Genomic DNA, 17,189 nt, shown 5'->3' with positions numbered 1-17,189 from the left:
ATGGACAGCTTCGGTGAGCCAGCAATGACGAAATCAGGATTGCGGGTTGCGGTTCTGGTGCCGTGCTTCAATGAGGAAGCCGCGGTCGCCACCGTGGTCGCCGACTTCCGCAAGGCACTGCCGACAGCCGAGATTTTCGTCTACGACAACAATTCGCGCGACCGCACCATCGAGGTGGCGCGCGCGGCCGGCGCCATCGTGCGCAGCGAGCGCCGCCAGGGCAAGGGGCACGTGGTGCGGCGCATGTTCGCCGATGTCGATGCCGACGTCTATGTGCTGGTCGACGGCGATGCGACCTATGACGCGCCGAGCGCCCCGCGCATGATCGAAGCGCTGGTCAACGATCATCTCGATATGGTGGTGGGCTTTCGCGTCGACCAGTCGGCCACTGCCTACCGGCCTGGCCACCGCACCGGCAACTGGATGCTGACGAGCTTCCTTTCGGCGGTGTTCGGCCAGGCGTTCAAGGATATCCTTTCCGGTTACCGCGTGTTCTCGCGCCGCTTCGTCAAATCCTTTCCGGTGTTGTCCGACGGCTTCGAGATCGAAACCGAGCTCAGCGTGCACGCGCTCGAGCTGGCGCTGCCGGTGGTGGAAATCGAGACGCCTTATTATGCCCGTCCCGAAGGATCGTTCAGCAAGCTGAACACCTGGCGCGACGGCTTCCGGATTCTCGGCACCATCCTGAAGATGTACCGATCGGAAAAGCCGCTGCGGTTCTTCACGGTCATCGGCGTGTTCCTGATGCTGGTCTCGATCGGTCTCGCGATCCCCGTGATCATCACCTATCTCGAGGAAGGCGTCGTTCCGCGGCTGCCTACAGCGGTGCTGTCGATGGGCCTGATGATCGTGGCGGTGCTGTCGGTAACCTCGGGACTGGTGCTGGATACCGTGACGCGCGGCCGCCGCGAGATGAAGCTTTTGGCCTATCTGTCCCAGCCGGCCATCAAAAGGGATTAAGGCAATACGGGGATTGCGGTCTCCGGCGATGGACCGCGCCGCCGCCAGATGCTATCCCGCGCCCCATCATGAGCGAACTTGACGTCACCATCCTGACCGAAACACCAAAAGACGCGCAGGCGATCGAGCGCCTGCACGAGCGCACATTCGGTCCCGGCCGTTTCGTGCTGAGCGCCTACCGCCTGCGCGAGCATGTCGATCACCTGCTCGACCTCTCGTTCACGGCGCGGATCGGCACATTGCTGGTCGGCTCCGTGCGGCAATTGCCGATCTGCATCGGCGACACGCAGGCCCTGATGCTCGGGCCGTTGACGGTCGAGCCGCCGTTCCGGAAGCGCGGCGTCGGCCGCATGCTGCTCGATCGCTCGCTGCAGGACGCCAAGGCCAAGGGCCATCGGCTGGTCATACTGGTCGGCGATGAACCTTATTACGGCCGCGTCGGCTTCAAGGTCATACCGAAGGGACGGGTGATCATGCCGGGTCCCGTCGATTACAGCCGCTTGCTGGTAGCGGAGCTGGTCGAGGGCGCCTTCGACGGTGTCTCCGGCGATATTCGGCCGGACTGGAGCAAGGCGCGGTAGCGCCGATGGCGAAGCGACGCAGTGGGGGACGCCCGGTCTCGTCGCTATCGGAAAAGTCGCCGCCTTTTGGTGCCGGCCACCAGCTTCGATGCGGACCCCGTGCTTCCGGCTGCGTGCTGCAGTTCGTGCCGAAACTCCTCACGCTTCTCGTGGATGGTAGCAACGACCAGTCCCATCGCCACTCCCAGGCCGATCAGGGCTGCTTCGGACAACAGCAGGCTTGCCTCGATGGTTTCCGGCACTGCGTCGGTAACGCCAATTCCGTAGAGATGTCGCGCGTGGTCGGCGTCGCGCGCGCGCGAAACGATCAGTACATCTTTCCGTAGCGCGCGAACCTGCGCGACAATTTCGTCAATGCCTTTGGGTTCGTTGATCGTGACGATGACCGCGGCAGCCTCCATGAGGCCGCAGCTCTTCAGGAATTCCGGGTTTGTCGCATCGCCGTAGAAGACGGTGCGGCCCTGCTTGCGCTGCTCCGGGACGGCCGCAGCATCGTTGTCGACGGCAGTGTATTTGAACTGATGGCGATCGAGCATCGCGCAGACGACTTGTCCAACCCGGCCATGTCCGACGACAATGGCATGGCCACTCCCGCCGCTCGGTGCAACGGTGAGTTCTGGATCAAGCGGTTTGTCCTCGCGAACCATCGGCGCCAGCCGCCGCGCGACATGAGACAGTGCTGGGGTGAGCATCATGGTCAGCGTGATCAGCGCGACGGCAAAACTCGATATGTTGGCGTCAATCAGGCCAAGCGTCGTCGCCATCCCAATGCCGACGAAAGCGAACTCGCCGCCGGGACCAAGCAGCAGTCCGACCTCGATCGAAGCCGGCCAGGAGAGGCGAAACATCCGGGCCAGGAAGACGAGGATGGTGGACTTTACGACAATCAGTCCGGCCGCACCCGCAATCAGCCAGACCGGATCGCGCGCAATCTGACGAAAATCGATGTTCATGCCGACCGTGAAGAAGAACAGGCCAAGCAAGAGGCCCTTGAAAGGATCGATGGCGGTTTCGATCGCTTTGCGGAATTCCGTCTCGGCCAGCAACAGGCCCGCGACAAAGGCGCCGAGCGCCATGGAGAAGCCGGCCAGGGCAGCGGCTACTCCGGTCGCGACGATCACGAACAGCGTCGTGGCGACGAACAGGTCGCTCATGCCGACCGATGCCACAAGACGGAACAGAGGACGCATCACCACGCGGCCCACGACGACGATCACGCCGAGCGCGAGGGCGGCATTCGTGAGCGCAAGCAACAGTGTCGCGATGACCGATCCGGAGTCTCCCGCGCCGAAGATCGAGATGAAAAGCAGAAGAGGGGCGACTGCCAGATCCTGCGCGAGGAGGACTGCGAAACTTGCCCGTCCCGCGCTTGTGTTGAGCCGCTTCTGCCTGGAAAGAATCTCGATGACGATGGCGGTCGAGGACAAGGCGAAACACGCACCAAGGATGAGCGGCACCGGAGCCCTGCTGCCGGCCAGCGTGGCGACGAGGCCGATCACGACCGTCGAGAAAATGATCTGCAGGCTGCCCAATCCGAAAATCAGGCGGTGCATCGCCTTCAATCGGTCGTAGGACAACTCCATGCCGATGAGGAAGAGCAGGAACACAACGCCGAGGTTCGCGATGCCGGAGACGTTTGCCGGATCGACGACGGTGAACCAGTAGAGAAACGGAAATTTCTCAATGAACGATCCCAGCCCGAGAGGGCCCAGGATCGCGCCGGCTCCGAGATAGCCGAGAACGGGATTGAACCCGAATCGCCGTACTAACGGAATGACGACGCCCGCGGTGCCGAGCAGAACGAGCGCGTCGCTGTAGACGTGAACATTGATGGACGAAGTCATCTATTCGATGTGCTTCCGTTTCCAGTGGAGTGAGGGAACGTCCTTCGCATCGGTCGTCTCCGCCTCGAACGTTAACTGGTACCACCAGCTAACGCCACCCCGTGGCCCGGTACCTCCGTCCTAGAACTTCAGATTGGCAAACGCGCGCACGCCGATGCCCGGCAGCAGGACCTCGTCCTTGTTGTAGGATACCGAGTTGCGGATGTTCTCGTTCAGGAGGTTGTTTCCGACGAGGCCGACCGTCATCTCGCGCGCGCCGAACAAGGATGGATCGAGCTTGGTCCTGTAGCTGACCTCCGCCTTCAACAAATTATAGCCTGCGGTCGGCGTCTCGCCAATCGGGGCGATATCGTTCTGCGCGAAGGCGTGCAGCAGGTTGATCCGTGTCAGCCAATTGGCATCGCGCCAGAACAGGCCGCCGCCGACGCGCACCGGCGGAATTCGCGGAACATTGCTGCCATCGGCGAAGGTCGCGCGCACGACATCGAACTGGCTCTCGACGCCCCAGACGCCACCGTTGAGCGGCCCGACGTCCAACTGGCTCTGGAATTCGCCACCACGGAAAGTGGCGTCGCGCTGCGAATAGATCGCCTGCTTAAGCTCAAGTGGAAAACCCGGATCGGCAGGACCGACACAAGCGACATCCTCGCATGTGTTGCCGGTGAGACGACGGAAAATGAAGCCGTTGAACTTGGTGTAGTAAGCCGTCGCTTCGAATCTCAAGGGGCCAGTCGCGCGTCGTAATCCGATCTCGATCGATTTGGCGGTTTCGATGCCGAGATTGGGATTGCCGATATCGAACGTCGCGGTCGCATCGTGTGCGCCGCGCGAAAACAGCTCGGCCGGTTTGGGTGCGCGTTCGACGTATTGCCCGGTAATGCTGGCGACAAGACCCCACGGCAGGTCCTGGAGCAGACCTACGCTCGCGCTCTTCGGCGTGAAATGTAGGTTGCGCGGCGTGGCGGGACCGATGGCGGCCGGGTCGACGTTCAGGTCGAACACGTCGGGGATGAACCCCGGCGTTGTTCCCGTCAGATTGACGCGCTCGATGCGGCCGGCAATCTGCGCCTTGGTGGTTTCGCTGAATTTCAGTTCGTTGAAGACGTAGCCGGCGACCCTGTTGTTCCTGTTGGGATCCCACAATCCGTTGAGCGGACTGGTTGGATCATCCGGGCTTGGCGCCGTCAGTTCCTGATGCCCTGCCTGCAGGCCGAAGGCCGTCGTCACCGCCGCAAAGCGCGCGTTGAACGGCATCATCTGGACTTCGAGGCGGCCCTCCTGTTCCTTGTTGGTGAATTGCTGCCGGATGCCGACGGTAGAGGGATCGGCAGGATCGGCAAGTCCGATCTCGTTATGGTGATAGTTGGTGGCGCCCGCCCAGAAGCGGACGGCGTCGATCGCCGCGGCATCCGGCCGGTATTCGCCCTTGGCGGTGAATTTGGTCTGATGGCCGTCGATCCGCGTCTGATGATCGGCGCCGTCGATGCCGGGAATGCGATAAAGCGTGTCGTTCTGCGTGATCGCAGCGCCGATGAAGCCACCCTGGAAGATGTAAGAGCCGCCGATCGACGCACCATCCGCCTGCATCGCCGAATTCGGCTGGCGGCCGTTGACTGGCCGGGTCTGGTCGAACAGATAGGGATAGCTCGGGATGCTGTAGTCGCTGGCCTTGCGACCATAGGCGTCGGCGTGAAATGCAAAATTGCCGCCGCCGGTATCGAGCAGGATACCGCTATCGACACCCCGGTCGACCGAACTCACGGACGTTCGCGTCTCGACATTTACGCATGACGATGTTTGCGCGTTCGCCAGTGGCGCCTTCGCGGGCAGCCCATAGCTCTGGAATGGCACCGCGGCGCAGGTGGGCAGCGCATCCGGGATGCGATTGTTGGTCGCGCTGACGACGCCGCCGATCGATGTCGATCCGTAGCGCATCGCCGCCGGACCGCGGATGACTTCGACCTGGTTCGTCGCCAGTGGATCGATCGGCACGAAATGGTCTTCGCCAAGATCGGAAGCGCCGCCGGCGTTGTTGCCGTTCTCCAAGATGCCGACGCGATTGACGTCGAGGCCCCGGATGATCGGTCGGCTCGAGGCACCGGGCGCGAAGGTTGAGCCGGTAATGCCCGGCTTCGAGAACAGGAGATCGCCAAGCTGGGCGGTGCCTTGGCGGCGGATCTCCTCGTTCGGCACCACCGTGACGGTTGCAAATTGATCCGTGACGATCGGCAGCACGCCCTGTTGAGGCTCGGGAGCAGCCGGCGCCGGTTGTGGCGGCTGCGGCGCGCGCTCCCTGGGGCGGCCGGGCGCGGTGCGGGCGACGCGCACCGGCGTCTGCGAGGGAACGACTGCCCTGCGTCGCACGATCGGGCTTGGCGCCGTCACGGTGATCTCAGGCAGTTTTGTCGAGGAGGATGGCGCGTCCTGCGCCAGCGCGCCGTCGGCCATCGCGCACAGCAATAGCCAGCTTGCTCCACCGAAATGGAACGCTCGTTTCTTCTTGAATGTCATTGTCCCGATCCTGATCCCGTCAATGTGCGACGGGCCGATTCCGATTTTCCCTCGGAAACCGCGCGGGCGCGGCAATCCGTCGGGAGTGCATCAATCAATCGAGGTCAGGAGACGGGAGGCGCGCGGGACTGGAACGCGCGATGAATCGAGCCGAGATGCACGAACTCGGCGCCAGTGGTCAGGTGCAGAAGCTCGACCGCCTGCGGCAGTTCCAAGAGCGGCGGCGTGGCGAACAGGAAATTGTTGGCAAGCGAAACGACGGTGCAGATTGCGCAGGCGTCGGTGCGTTGCTGGTCGGAATCGTGATTGGAAGGCTGCTGCCGCGCTTCGGAGTTTATCCCTTGAGCATCAAGGGTCGCTGCGATGGCAAGATCGGCATTGGTCAGACCGGTCTGAATCGCCGGCGCCGCCTGGGCGGCGACCCCGTGGAAATGCCCGAACGACAGCGCAAACTGGATCGCGAGCGCAAACAGCGCCAGCCGCGAGCCGGTTTTCACGTGTTTTCGGAACCAGTTCATCCGGGTCTTCGTCCCAATGTTATATTATAACATCTTAAGGGAAGGACGAAGTCAACCGCAGCGCAAGCAGGCCGCGGTGAAACGGCGAAAGCTGTGTGATTGATGCAACGATTTGCGTCCGAGGGTCCGCGCGGCTAACGCCCCTCGCGCACCCAGGTCGCGGCGAACGCGCCGAGCAGCAGCAACAGCCCGATCAGGCCTGCGAACATCGGCAGTACACCGACGCCCTTCACGACGCTGGCGTCGCGCATCTTGACGCCCATCCAGCCGTCGCCGTGGAAGATGCCGGAGGCGCGCACCGGGACGACACGGGGCAGGTCGACGCTGGTGCCGTCGACCACGCGGCGGGCGTCGCCGCCGGTGGCCTGCGCCAGCGGCTTGAGCATCTCGGTGGTGGACGTGACTTCCGAAAATTCCTTCGGGTTGGTCGGCCCGACGTTGATCAAGGCTTTCAGCGCGCCATCGGTTGCCTGCCACAGCCCGAGTTCGTTGGCGGGAAGGGTGGAGCGCCAGGTGCCGGGCTCGCTTGCGGTCAGCGTGAGTTCCTTGGTGGCGCCGCTCGGCGACGTCACGGTCACCGGCGGCACGTTGTCGGCCATGGTCTGGCGCAGCACCACGAGGTCTTTGCCCTGGATCTGCAGGCGCAGCGCCTCTTCGTCCAGATCAGGCTGCTTCATCAGCCAGTGCGACGTCCGCCGCAGCAGATCCAGATGCGGCCCGCCGCCTTCATAGCCACGCGCCCACAGCCAGATGTGGTCCGACAGCAGCAGCGCGACGCGGCCTTCACCGAAGCGCGACAGCAACAGCAGCGGCTTGCCATCGGCGCCGGTCATCACGGGCGCGCCGATCGCGTTGCGCGTATCCACGGTGCGGAAGAAGCGGCTCCAGCGCGGCGGCTCGCTGGCGGAGCCTTCAAGGCCGCGCGTCACCGGGTGGCGTTTGCCGGCATCGCTCAGATGCGCATAGAACGGTTTTTCAGTGACACCGACCGGTTCTGCCGGCAGCACCGTGTCGAGCGGCGTGCGCCAGATGCTGGTGGTGGAGGCGTAGTCGGGGCCGGCCGACACCAGCACCGCGCCGCCGGCGCGGACATAGCGCGCGATGTTGTCGAAATAGGCGATCGGCAGCACGCCCTGGCGGGCGTAGCGGTCGAAGATGATCAACTGGAATTCGTTGATCTTCTGCTGGAACAATTCGCGCGTCGGAAACGCGATCAGCGACAGTTCGTTGATCGGCGTGCCGTCCTGCTTCTCCGGCGGACGCAGGATCGTGAAATGCACGAGGTCGATACTGGCGTCGGACTTCAACAGATTGCGCCAGGTGCGCTCGCCGGAATGCGGCTCGCCGGATACCAGCAGCACGCGCAGCTTGTCGCGCACGCCTTCGATCGCGACCACGGCGCGGTTATTGACCAGCGTCAGCTCGTTATCGAGCGGCGAGGCCTCGATCTCGACGATGTTCGAGCCGGCATGCTTGATGTCGACCTCGACATTGGAGGTCTGGCCACTCACCAGATTGCGCTCGCTGATCACCTCGCCGTCGCGGCGCACCACGATCCTGGCACGCTGGCCGGTGACCCCCTGGTCGTCGAGCCGGTAGGTGATGGTCTGGGGCTGCCCGACGATGCCAAACCGCGGCGCGGCCGAAATCGCGATACGGCGGTCGCGCTCGTCCTTGCGTCCGGTGACCAGCGCATGCACCGGCGCCTGGAAGCCGATGGCGGCGGCGTTGGCGGGAATGTCGTGCACCCGGCCATCCGTGATCAGGAACGCGCCGGCGACGCGGTCGACGGGAACGTCCGACAGCGCCGAGGACAGCGCGCCGAACAGCTTGGTGCCGTCGGTTTCGCCGTCGGCCTGTCCGGCCTCGACGACGCGGACTTCCAGTCCCTTGATTTTCTTCAGCGTGTCGACCAGCGCTTCCTGCGCCTTGGCCGTCTCCTGGTTGCGGGTGCCGAAATTCTGGCTCGGGCTCTTGTCGACCACGATCGCCGCGACCGAGGATAGCGGCTCGCGGTCCTCGCGGGTGAAGGAGGGGTTGGCGAGCGCCAGCAGGATCAGCGCCAGCGCCGCGACGCGCACGGCAGCCCCGCGCGACCGTCCGAGCAGCAGCAGCACCGAGATCGCGACGATCGCGGCCAGCGCGATCCAGAGCACGATCGTCGGAACCAGCGGGGTAAACGCGATGCCGTACTGCATGGCCTATTGCCCCAACCGCTCGATCAGGGCCGGCGCGTGCACCTGGTCGGCCTTGTAGTTGCCGGTCAGGGTGTACATCACGATGTTGACGCCGGAGCGGAAGGCGAATTCGCGCTGGCGCGGCTCGCCTGGCGTCAGCGGCAGCATCGGCTGCCCGTCCGGACGGTGCGCCCAGGCGCCGGCCAGATCGTTCGAGGTGATGATGATGGGCGAGACGCCGTCGCCGCCACGCGCCGGGCGCGAGGCCGCGTCGTCGTCATCCTCGCGCGGCAGGGTCTCGACCCAGGTCTGGCCCGAGTTGAAGCGGCCGGGGAAGTCGCGCAGCAGGTAAAACGTCTTGGTCAGCACGTGCTCGCGCGGCACCGGCTCGAGTTCAGGCACGTCGAGCGAGGAAAGAATTTGCCGCAGCGTCTGCATGCCCGGCGTCTGCGACGCGCCGTTCTCGCCGGGCGGCGCCTCGATGGCGTCGCGGGTGTCGAAGACGACCGTGCCGCCCTGTTTCATGTAGGCGTCGATGCGGTTGATGGCGTCCTGCGGCGGCTTCGGCGCGCCCGGCACGATCGGCCAGTAGATCAGCGGGAAGAACGCCAGCTCGTCGCGCGCGGGATCAACGCCGACGGGATCGCCGGCCTCCAGCGCCGTGCGCTGCGCCAGGAACAGCGTCAGTCCGGCCATGCCGGCCTTGACGATGGAATCGACGTCGGCATTTCCGGTGACGACATAGGCAAGGCGCGTCTGCGACACCGACTTGATGGCGAACTCATCGTTGCTCTCGGCACGGGTCGGCGAAGGCGCGATCGAGGTCGCAGATAGAATCAGGGCCAGCAGGACGGTGGCCGCCGCCGTGCGCCGCCGCCACAACGCGGCAAGGCCCGCGCCCAGCATCGCGACCACGACCGCGTCGATCAGGAACAGCGCCAGCGAAGAGGACAGCAGAATGCCGCGCAAATCGCGCGGTTCGGCGTTGGTGTAGCTGGCGCGCTGCGCGCGCAGCGAGGATGTATCGAGCTGCGCGATGCGATCGGCCGGGGCCAGCGTGTTGACCGCGATCGGACCGTCGGCCGGGCCGTAGAAGCCCGGCGGATGATCTGACGTCGCGCGGTCGCGATAATCCGCCGGCATCGGCTTGGCGTTCGATGGCGGAGGTCCAAATGCGCCAAAGCCGTCGAGCGTGCGCAGCGGCGCCACGGTCTCGACATTGGTCGCCTCGCTTGCAACGCCCGCGCCGGGCTTTGTGGTGTAGCCGGACATGTCGACCATCCGCCGCAGCATCTCGACGAAGCTGCCGGACATCGGCAGGTCCGACCAGCGCGAGTCGGCGCCGATATGGAACAGGCTGATGATGCCTCTGCCGCGATGCTCGCCGGTCACCAGCGGCGTGCCGTCTTCCAGCGACGCCCAGGTCTTGGTTGCCAGCACCGCATCCGGCTCGGCCAGCACCTGCCGGTTTACGGTGACGTCCTTGGGCACGGAAAGTCCCGCGAACGGACCGTCGGCGGTGAAGGAAGCCAGATGCTGCGGCTTTTCCCAGGTCAGGCTGCCGCCGAGGATGCGGCCGCCGCGGCGCAGTTTCACCGGCACCAGATCGTCATCGGCCTGCGCCAGACGGGGGCCTGCGAAGCGCACCAGCACGCCGCCCTGATCGATCCATGCGTTCAGCCGCTCGCGAATTTCCGGCGACAGCGTGCCGACGTCGGCAAGCACGATCATCGGCAAGCGCTGATCGAGGAATTGCGCGATCACCTGCTGCGGCGCGCCGCGGTCGCCCAGCCGTACGTCGGCGAATGGCGACAAGGCGCGGGTGAGGTAGAAGGTCGATGCCAACAGCGGCTGGGCGGTATCGCTGGTCGCGCCGGTGACGACGCCGACGGCGCGACGCCGCCATCGCTTGTCGAGCAGTTGCACCGCGCCGGCCGATCGTTCGCCCGATATTTCCAGCCGCGAAATATCGTTGCGGAGTTCGACGGGCAGGTCGAACGCCGCTTCGCTCTCGCGATCCTGCATGCCGAACGCGTAGCGCGCCTCGCCGATCGGCGAGCCCTTGGCGTCGAACGCGCGAACCATGCCGGCTGCGAGGCCGCCGGTGGCGCGCAGCACCTTGACCGTCATCTTCGCCGCGGCGTTTTCAGCGGCGACCAGCGCCTGCGCCGGGGCCGCGCCGCCCTCGAACACCGTCAGCTTGCGGTCGCCGATGGTCTTGCCGAGATTTTCGACGAATTCAGTGCCGCGCCCGGTGTCGACGCCGTCGGACAGCCACGCGATCTCGGTATCACCGGTCGTCTTCAGGAAGCGGTCGAGCGCGCCGAGCGTGTCGACGCGGTCGATCGAATAGGGTTTTGGCGAAATCTGGCGCAGCGCGACCCGCGCGGTGCCGGCCGGCATCAGCGTGATGTCGCGCGCAGGATCGGAGAGCGGAACGAGCGCGACGCCGCGGCGGTCGTTGTCGGCGTTGGCGATCAGTTCGTCCGCTGCCTTGACCCTTGTGTCCCAGCTTGCAGCCGCGCTCCAGCCGTCGTCGAGCAGGATCACCAATGGCGCGTTGCTGCCGCCGACCCCGGTCTGCGGATTCCAGATCGGGCCTGCGGCGGCAAGGATGACCAGTGCCGCGGCGGCGAGGCGCAACGCCGTCAGCCACCACGGCGTCCGCGACGGAGTTTCTTCCCGGGGCCTGATGTCGAACAACAGCCGGGTCGGCGGAAACTCGATCCGCCTCGGCCGCGGCGGCATCACGCGCAGCAGCCACCACAGCACCGGCAGGCTCAACAGGCCGAGCAGGAGCAGCGGTTGCGCAAAGGTGAGGGGGAGCCCCGCGATCATGCGCTACGCCCCGCCTTGACGGTTGAGCCGCGCGCGCTTCCCTTGGCTGCCATCATGCCCGAATGCAGGAACAGCAGGAGTTCGGCGGCGGAACGGCTGGTGGTGTGGGTCGAGAACAACCAGTCGAGCCGGTTGGTCTCGCTGCGGATTTCGTCGCGATGAAGTGCCACGCGCGCCACATAGTCGCTGGCCCAGCTCTCGGCGCGGCCGGCGGTGATGACGCCGAATCCTTCCGGCTCGACGAATTCGATCCGGCCGGCATAGGGAAAGGTTTCTTCGGCAGGATCGACCACCTGGATCAGGGAACCATGGGCGCCGGAGGCTGAAAGCCCGGCGAGCATCAACCTGATCTCGCTCATCGGCGACCACAAATCGGACAGCACGACAATTTCGGCCAGCGCCGACGGGACAAAGGACGGCGGCAGGCTGGCGCGCACCGCATCGTCGTGCAGCATCGCCTGCGCCATCTTGTCGATCACGTTGCGGCTTGCGGTCGGGTTCATCAGGCCGGGAATGCCGACGCGTTCGCCGCCCGAAACCAGCAGTTCGGCGAGTGCAAACGTAACGATCAGGCCACGCTCCAGCTTGGAGTCGCGCGCGCCCTTGGAAGCAAACGCCATCGACGGCGAACGGTCGGGCCACAGCCACACGGTATGCGCAGCCTCCCATTCCTGCTCGCGGACGTAGAGATGATCGTCGCGCGCCGAGCGGCGCCAGTCGACATTCTGCGACGGCTCGCCGGAGACGAAGCGGCGATATTGCCAGAAGCTCTCGCCGGCGCCGGCGCGGCGCCTGCCATGCAGGCCATGGATGACGTTGGCAGCAATACGGCGGGCTTCGAGCACGAGACGGGGCAGCGATGCGGCGAGCGTTCGGCTTTCGCCATCGGCACGTCGGATTGCTAAAATCTCCCTGGCCTCGTGGCTGGTCTTTGCGGCCATCAACCGATCCGCGTCTTCAATTGTCTGATCACGTCGGGAATGGTGCGGCCTTCCGCGCGCGCCGCGAAAGTCAGCGCCATGCGGTGCTTGAGAATGGGTTCGGCGAGATCGAGCACGTCGTCGATCGAGGGCGCGAGCCGGCCGTCGAGCAGCGCGCGGGCGCGGACCGCCAGCATCAGCGACTGGCTGGCGCGCGGGCCCGGTCCCCAGGCGATCAGCTTGTCGCCGCCGTCTTCGGAACTCGGGCGCGCAGCGCGCACCAGCGACAGGATCGCCTCGACGACGCTGTCGCCGACCGGCAGACGCCGCACCAGCCGCTGCGCCGCGATCAGGATTTCCGCGTCCATCGAGGCCTTGGCGAGCGTCTCTTCCGCGCCCGTCGTTTCAAACAGGATGCGGCGTTCGGCGTCGCGGTCGGGATAATCGACGTCGATCTCCATCAGGAAGCGGTCGAGCTGCGCCTCGGGCAGCGGATAGGTGCCTTCCTGCTCCAGCGGGTTTTGCGTGGCGAGCACATGGAAGGGTTTTGGGAGATCATGCCGCGCGCCTGCAACGGTAATGTGCTGTTCCTGCATGGCTTGCAGCAGCGCCGATTGCGTACGCGGGCTGGCGCGGTTGATCTCGTCGGCCATCAGGAGCTGCGCAAAAATCGGTCCGGAGATGAAGCGGAACGACCGTTTGCCGGAGTTGCTCTCGTCCAGCACCTCGGCGCCCAGAATATCCGAGGGCATCAGGTCCGGCGTGAACTGGATGCGCTTGGCGTCCAGCCCGAGCGTGATGCCCAACGTTTCGACAAGCTTGGTCTTGGCGAGGCCGGGAACGCCGATCAGCAGCGCGTGGCCGCCGGACAGGATCGTCACCAGGGTGTTTTCGATCACCCGGTCCTGGCCGAAGATGACGGTGGAGATCGCTTCCTTCGCGGCGCGGATCTGGCCGGCGACCTGCTCCGCCGACCGGACGACCGCGTCCTCGAGTTTCTCGACACCGTCTGCACTCGCCATGTCTTTCTCCTTCAACCGTCTAACCGCTTGATGACACCGCTGGTTGCGTCGTCATGCCACGAACCTCATGCTAAACCCTGCGCAAAGGCTATGTATTCGTTGAATTAAAGTATCCCCACATTATCGGTGTTTCGGGGTATGAACGGCATCACGATATGGCGACCCATCCGCAATAGTACGGACACACACCGTCGGGAACACATATCTCGGTATACGTGCACCAATCGTGCCAGATGACGTGCCGAGACTCAGGGCAAACAATGGCAAAGCAAGGGCAAACCGGCACTCAGGGTCTCGAAGGACTAACCGTCGCTGCGAGGGAAGCCGCCAACGCCACCCCGGCGGGCAAGGGGCTTCCTCCGGTCCATCTGTGGAATCCGCCGTTCTGCGGCGACCTCGACATGCGAATCGCCAGCGATGGTACGTGGTTCTATATGGGGACGCCGATCGGGCGGCCGGCGCTGGTGCGGCTGTTTTCGACCATTCTCAAGCGCGAAGACGGCAAGCACTTTCTCGTGACCCCGGTCGAGAAGGTCGGCATCCGCGTCGACGACGCGCCGTTCATGGCGGTGGAGATGCAAAACGAGGCCGGCGATCGCGGTCGGCTGCTGCGCTTTCGCACCAACGTTGACGACTGGGTGCCATGCGATTCCGCCCATCGCCTGCGGTTCGAGATGGCCGCCGATGGCGGGCTGACGCCCTACCTCCACGTCCGCGCCGGTCTGTGGGCGAAAGTGACCCGCGCGCTCTACTACGATCTGGTTGACATGGGGGAAGAGCGGGTGGTCGATGGTCAGCCGATGTTCGGCATCGAGTCCGGGGGCGAGTTCTTTACGATGGCGGACGCGAAGCAGGTGAGGGACGGGGTTTGAACGAGCCGATGCTGAAAAAGATGGAGGCGGCTCCGATCAACTCGGCGGAGTTCTTCGCCCGGAGCCGCGCTCGGCTGAATTTCGACGTGCCTCCCGGCCTAGTCGATCCCGATATCATTCCGAAAACCGGCGATGCGGGCAACGACCGCATGCTCGAGATCGTGGCGCGCGAGCAGCCGGTGCGCCCGGCGGCGGTGTTGATCGCGGTGGTCGATCACCAGGAGCCGACCGTGTTGCTGACACAGCGCTCGCCGCATCTGTCCAGCCACGCCGGCCAGATTTCCTTTCCGGGCGGCAAGATCGACGCAACCGATGCCTCTCCGCTCGACGCAGCCTTGCGCGAGGCGGAGGAGGAAGTCGGCCTCAAACGCGACTTCATCGAGCCGATCGGCTATCTCGACCTCTACGGAACCGCCTTCGGGTTTCGCATCCTGCCGACGGTGGCGCGGGTCAAGCCGGGCTTCAAGCTGACGATCAACGAGGGCGAAGTGGTCGACGCCTTCGAGGTACCGCTGGCGTTCCTGATGAATCCCGAGAATCATCAGGTCCATTCCAAGGAATTCCGCGGCATGGAGCGCTCCTATTACGCGATGCCGTTCGCCGAGCGCTACATCTGGGGCGCGACCGCCGGAATTCTGCGCGTGCTGTATGAGCGGATTTATCTCGCATGATCCGTCCGGTTCTGACCGAAATCGGAATTTTTCTGATCCCGTTCGCGGTCTATGCGCTGTTTCTGATTGCCACCCGTTCCGGCGTGCTGGTGTCGTCCTCGTGGCCGGTGCATCTGGTCGCCAAGCTGGTGCTGGGATCGCTGCTGCTGGTCGTGATCAGTTTCATCCTGCTCGCGCAATTCTCCGGCGCCGCGCCGGATTCGACCTACATTCCCGCGCATATCGAAAACGGCAAGCTGGTTCCCGGAGTCGAGAAATGAGCGAGGCCCGCGTGCTGTCGGACGCGCCCTGGCTCAGATCCGGTCCGGCCGCGCACGTGCTTGCGTTGCTCAACGGCGATGGCGAGGAAGCCCGCGTGATCGGCGGCGCCGTGCGCAATGCGTTGCTGAATATCCCCTTAGGCGACATCGACATCGCGACCACGGCGCTGCCCAACGAGGTCGCCCGCCGCGCCAAGGTGGCCGGCATCAAATGCGTGCCGACCGGAATCGACCACGGCACGGTCACGCTGATCGTCGATTCACATCCGTTCGAGGTCACGACCTTGCGCGAGGATACCGAGACCTTTGGCCGCAAGGCCAAGGTTGCATTCGGGCGCGACTGGATTCGCGATGCGGAGCGGCGCGACTTCACCATCAACGGGCTTTCCGTCGATGCCGGCGGCGTGGTGCATGACCATGTCGGCGGGCTTGCCGATATCGAAGCCAAACGCGTGCGCTTCATCGGCGATGCCAGGGCGCGCATCGCCGAGGATTATCTGCGCATCCTGCGCTTCTTCCGCATGCATGCCGCCTACGGGGCGGGTGAGCCCGACCGTGCCGGATATCTTGCCTGCATCGGCGGCCGCGCGGGACTTTCGAACCTTTCCGCCGAACGCGTGCGCATGGAAATGTTGAAGCTGCTGATCGCGGAAGGCGCCGCGGTCGCGGTGCGGGCCATGGCGGATGCCGGGCTGCTGCTGCCGATCTTCGGCGGCGTCGCCTACACCGGAACGTTCGCGGCGATGATTGCGGCGGAACGCGCGCTGGGGCTGCCGCCGAACGCGGTACGCCGGCTCGCCGCGCTCACGGTTGTCGTCACCGAGGATGCCAAGCGCATCGCGGCGCGGCTTCGCCTCTCCAACGCGGAAGCCAAAGCGCTGGACTCGATGGGCCATCGCTGGTGGCGGTTCGCCAGCAAGGACGAGGCGCGGGCGCGGCAGCTTCTCTATCGGCTCGGCGAGGACCCCTATCGCGACCGGCTGATGCTGGCATGGGCGCGAGCAGGCGGCATTGGCAATGGCGCTGCGCGCTGGCACGACCTCGCAACCTTGCCGCAGCGCTGGAGCGCGCCGAAATTTCCGCTAAGGGCGGCTGATTTCATCTCCCGCGGCATTGCCGAAGGCCCCGCGCTCGGGCACGTGCTGACGCTTGCGGAAGACGCCTGGCTGGCCGCGGATTTTCCGCTCGAACCATCCGTGCTTGCGGCAATCGCCGACCAGGCCGCCGCCCGATTCACGCGCGATCACCGGCTGTGAATATTCTGGCCGGCTTCGCCGACATTTCGCTCGGCCAACTCGTGCTGGTTGGCGGCATGGCGCTGCTGGCCTCCATCGTCGGCGGTCTTGCCGGCTACGGCACCGGCGCCTTGATGCCGCTGGTGCTGGTTCCGCTGGTCGGCGCCGAGCCGGTGGTGCCGATCATCGCGATATCGGCGATCATCACCAATACCAGCCGCTTCGTGGCCTATTTCCGTTACGCCGACCGGCGACGCGCGCTGATCGTGATTGCTGCGGCCGCACTGACGACGGCGCTCGGCGCTTACGGTTACACGCGGCTTACCGGTGTGGGCGCGGCACTGGTGATCGGCAGCATGCTGATGCTGAGCGTGCCGCTGCGACGGTTGGCCAAGAAGCGCGACATCAGGATTGGCGATACCGGCCTCGGTGCGAGCGCGGTGGGATATGGCGTGCTGGTCGGCGGCACGTCAGGCTCCGGCGTGATCCTGCTGTCGCTGTTGATGGCGTCGGGGCTCGAGGGCGCGGCGGTGATTGCCACCGACGCCGTGATCTCGGTGGTGACCGGCCTGATCAAGATTTCGGTATTCGGCCTGGCCGGCGTGGTCACCGCGCAGGTGCTGGCCTTTGCGCTGCTGATCGGCGCGATCGCTATTCCTGGCGCGTTCCTGGCAAAAACCTTCGTCGAGCGCATGCCGGTGCATATCCACACCGCGATCCTCGACGCCGCCGTGATGGTCGGCGGCATCGTGATGATCACAGCGGCGCTGCGGCAATGAT

The 17,189-nt window shown here is 65.1% G+C and carries 14 protein-coding genes; 7 read left to right on the top strand and 7 right to left on the bottom strand.

The annotated features are described in order from the left end of the window. The first annotated feature begins 24 nt into the window (after positions 1 to 24). Both V1283_RS26375 and V1283_RS26370 read left to right on the top strand, forming a co-directional pair. Positions 25 to 960: a glycosyltransferase family 2 protein gene (locus tag V1283_RS26375; RefSeq protein ID WP_334389475.1), complete on the top strand. Its 936-nt coding sequence runs from the start codon at positions 25 to 27 to the stop codon at positions 958 to 960. A 68-nt stretch (positions 961 to 1,028) separates the two neighbouring features. Further along, complete coding sequence (locus tag V1283_RS26370; RefSeq protein WP_334389473.1) at positions 1,029 to 1,541, top strand: GNAT family N-acetyltransferase; 513 nt, start codon at positions 1,029 to 1,031, stop codon at positions 1,539 to 1,541. Positions 1,542 to 1,585: 44 nt separating this feature from the next. Here V1283_RS26370 and V1283_RS26365 read toward each other — a convergent pair whose 3' ends face one another. The 7 genes from V1283_RS26365 to V1283_RS26335 form a co-directional block, all read right to left on the bottom strand. After that, positions 1,586 to 3,385, bottom strand: a complete 1,800-nt coding sequence (locus tag V1283_RS26365) for a cation:proton antiporter domain-containing protein (protein ID WP_334389472.1) — start codon at positions 3,383 to 3,385, stop codon at positions 1,586 to 1,588. Positions 3,386 to 3,505: 120 nt separating this feature from the next. Next, complete coding sequence (locus V1283_RS26360; protein ID WP_334389471.1) at positions 3,506 to 5,896, bottom strand: TonB-dependent receptor; 2,391 nt, start codon at positions 5,894 to 5,896, stop codon at positions 3,506 to 3,508. A gap of 104 nt (positions 5,897 to 6,000) precedes the next feature. Beyond that, the gene (locus V1283_RS26355) at positions 6,001 to 6,414 is read right to left on the bottom strand and encodes a DUF2946 family protein (RefSeq protein ID WP_334389470.1); all 414 of its coding nucleotides are present in this window, start codon (positions 6,412 to 6,414) and stop codon (positions 6,001 to 6,003) included. 134 nt (positions 6,415 to 6,548) lie between these two features. Next, the gene (locus V1283_RS26350) at positions 6,549 to 8,612 is read right to left on the bottom strand and encodes a hypothetical protein (protein WP_334389468.1); all 2,064 of its coding nucleotides are present in this window, start codon (positions 8,610 to 8,612) and stop codon (positions 6,549 to 6,551) included. 3 nt (positions 8,613 to 8,615) lie between these two features. Next, on the bottom strand, positions 8,616 to 11,426 hold the full coding sequence (locus V1283_RS26345; protein ID WP_334393175.1) for a DUF4159 domain-containing protein: 2,811 nt from the start codon (positions 11,424 to 11,426) through the stop codon (positions 8,616 to 8,618). Continuing rightward, the gene (locus tag V1283_RS26340) at positions 11,426 to 12,370 is read right to left on the bottom strand and encodes a DUF58 domain-containing protein (protein WP_334389467.1); all 945 of its coding nucleotides are present in this window, start codon (positions 12,368 to 12,370) and stop codon (positions 11,426 to 11,428) included. Before V1283_RS26340 ends, V1283_RS26345 begins: the two co-directional genes overlap by 1 nt. Next, complete coding sequence (locus V1283_RS26335) at positions 12,370 to 13,371, bottom strand: AAA family ATPase (protein ID WP_334389466.1); 1,002 nt, start codon at positions 13,369 to 13,371, stop codon at positions 12,370 to 12,372. The genes V1283_RS26340 and V1283_RS26335 overlap by 1 nt, the downstream gene beginning before the upstream one ends. Positions 13,372 to 13,631: 260 nt before the next feature. Here V1283_RS26335 and V1283_RS26330 point away from each other — a divergent pair, with 260 nt between their 5' ends. From V1283_RS26330 to V1283_RS26310, 5 genes are read left to right on the top strand one after another with little or no spacing between them, the layout of a single operon-like run. Beyond that, a complete protein-coding gene (locus V1283_RS26330) occupies positions 13,632 to 14,243 on the top strand; it encodes a DUF1285 domain-containing protein (protein ID WP_334389464.1) in 612 nt (203 codons plus the stop codon). Positions 14,244 to 14,251: 8 nt separating this feature from the next. Continuing rightward, positions 14,252 to 14,914 carry a CoA pyrophosphatase gene (locus V1283_RS26325; RefSeq protein ID WP_442895783.1) on the top strand — a complete coding sequence of 221 codons (663 nt, stop codon included), beginning with the start codon at positions 14,252 to 14,254 and terminating at the stop codon, positions 14,912 to 14,914. After that, positions 14,911 to 15,174, top strand: a complete 264-nt coding sequence (locus tag V1283_RS26320) for a DUF6111 family protein (RefSeq protein WP_334389461.1) — start codon at positions 14,911 to 14,913, stop codon at positions 15,172 to 15,174. The genes V1283_RS26325 and V1283_RS26320 overlap by 4 nt, the downstream gene beginning before the upstream one ends. Beyond that, a complete protein-coding gene (locus V1283_RS26315) occupies positions 15,171 to 16,430 on the top strand; it encodes a CCA tRNA nucleotidyltransferase (protein ID WP_334389460.1) in 1,260 nt (419 codons plus the stop codon). The genes V1283_RS26320 and V1283_RS26315 overlap by 4 nt, the downstream gene beginning before the upstream one ends. After that, positions 16,427 to 17,188 carry a TSUP family transporter gene (locus V1283_RS26310; protein ID WP_334389459.1) on the top strand — a complete coding sequence of 254 codons (762 nt, stop codon included), beginning with the start codon at positions 16,427 to 16,429 and terminating at the stop codon, positions 17,186 to 17,188. The genes V1283_RS26315 and V1283_RS26310 overlap by 4 nt, the downstream gene beginning before the upstream one ends. Position 17,189 lies beyond the last annotated feature (1 nt).

This window comes from Bradyrhizobium sp. AZCC 2262 (assembly GCF_036924535.1).
Taxonomy (GTDB): Bacteria; Pseudomonadota; Alphaproteobacteria; order Rhizobiales; family Xanthobacteraceae; genus Bradyrhizobium.
The sequence above is the reverse complement of the archived record's forward strand: the minus strand, read 5'-3'. Positions and strand labels throughout refer to the sequence as shown.